The following is a 1855-nucleotide window of genomic DNA, read 5'->3' as shown; positions in this document are numbered from 1 at the left end:
GCATTGCGCGCGCAGCCGTCACGCTCTGAAACGCCGGCGACTGAGCAGGCTCCATGCGATACAGCACAATGACGACACTCACCGTGACCCGGATATCGTTCTCTGCAAACACTGGCATGATTCGGCTTATTGCGGCACCATGGTTTCCACCGGAGTGCCGCCCCACACAAAGCACTTTCTCTGCACTGCAGCCTGGATCGCAAACTGCAGAATGGTGGAAAGCGGCGTAAACATGTCGCTGAAGAAGATGAACGTGAGACAGGTAAGAAAAAGGCCCGCAACCAGGATGTTCCTGGGCAGTGAGCGCTCCATCAACCATCCGCAGCCCAGTCCCAGCGCCAGGTTTGCGAGATATACGCCCAGGTACGAGAAATCCAGTGCATACGCAGCGAGGTATGTACTTGCACCGTCGATAATGCTCAAGTCATTGTGAATTGAAGCATGCGGATCGGGCGGCGTGAGAAATGACGGCAGGAGAGGATACAGGAACGATAGTGTCGGCCCATGGAAACTGCCCTTCGCGAACAACCAGCACAAATTTGAAAGTGGGATCGAGATATACGAAGTCAGCCAGAGATACGCCATCGGCCAGTCAAAATATTTGCGCCGAATCTGCAGATATTCGAGGAAAACTCCCTGTGCTGTTCGCGCATTCCCGATCAGGGTGATCGCCACAACTGCGAGGGCCAGACAGCCGACCGCAATGCCATAGAGCTTCTTTTTGCTCATGCGGGTCTTCAGCGCGAAAACAAACAACATCTGCAACAGTGCAACCATCAGCAGTCCGCGCGTGATGTACAGCGCCATTCCTGCGATGCCGAACATACAAAACAGCGCCCTGCGCCAGCGCGATGTGTCCAGTAGGGAGTTCACCGTCACTACGACCAGCAGCGGAAACAGCACCTGCTTGAACCGGCCGTACGTCAGATACGAAGCAGGATCGCCCAACGCAGGAGGTGGCCCCGCAAGCGCCCAGTTGAACACCATGATCAGGATGGCGGCGCCGCAAAACAGGAGGTTGGCTTGCCATAACCGCGTCACGTCGAGAGTGTAGGGGAGCGCCTCCCAGCGTGTAGGCCAGCGATGCAGGAGCGTTCGCGCTACCATGTATCCAAATAGAAACGAACCCAGCGACAAAACAAACAGCAGGACCGGTACACCCATGGTCGGATAGGTCACATAGGTAATTTGAAAACTGAGCGCAACCAGCATCAAGACCCAGTTGAGAACGAAAATCAGCAGAGGATTGCAGAACAGTGGAAGGTCTCGCCGCCCTTTCAGCACCCCATGTACAAATTTGTGTTTTGCCGGCCTTTCAGTGAGCGATGGCCACGTTGCGGCAGGCGCAATCGCTCCCTCAACAGGTTGGGCTGCGCTGAAGCTTGTACTGCGGAGCTGCTCGTTCATGATGTCTCCCGGTCCAGCAAGAGATCATTGCGCAGAGAGCCCAGCCCCCGCGCGTAGTGTAGGTAACGTGGCAACTGCCTCATCATCTGCAGGGTGCGAACCCCGAGGCTTGGCGACAGGGCCGACTGGCTCTTCAAGAATGCGATCTTCTCGCGAATCTTTCCGATGAGTTCATCATTCTGGCTCCAACCCTCGGCCAGCACCCGCTGCAGAAGGTCTTCAAACTGGCGCGCGACGCGCTTGTAAAACTGGCGGCGTGTTTCCGCGGTCTTTTTAGTTCCGTTGGCGTTGATTGTGCTGCTCACCCCAAGTTGCTGCCCGCCATGAATCCGATAGTCGATCAGCGGGTCGCCAATAAGCCCCAAGCGAGAGTGAAGCGCTATCATCCAGGCCAGCCATCCATCGTGGACCCACGAGGCTGGAATCGGCGAGCAGTAGCGCCGGATCG

Annotated in this window: 2 protein-coding genes; both read right to left on the bottom strand. The window is 56.5% G+C overall.

Annotated features, from left to right (window positions below):
* Positions 1–126: 126 nt before the first annotated feature.
* Entirely contained in the window at positions 127–1407 is a 1281-nt protein-coding gene (locus WA354_RS19070; protein WP_472814604.1) for an O-antigen polymerase, read from the bottom strand.
* A partial coding sequence (locus tag WA354_RS19065; RefSeq protein WP_472814603.1) for a hypothetical protein occupies positions 1404–1855 on the bottom strand: 452 nt, incomplete at its 5' end. The genes WA354_RS19065 and WA354_RS19070, both read right to left, overlap by 4 nt.

The organism is Occallatibacter sp., from assembly GCF_049802275.1.
GTDB lineage: Bacteria > Acidobacteriota > Terriglobia > Terriglobales > Acidobacteriaceae > Telmatobacter.
The sequence above is the reverse complement of the archived record's forward strand: the minus strand, read 5'-3'. Positions and strand labels throughout refer to the sequence as shown.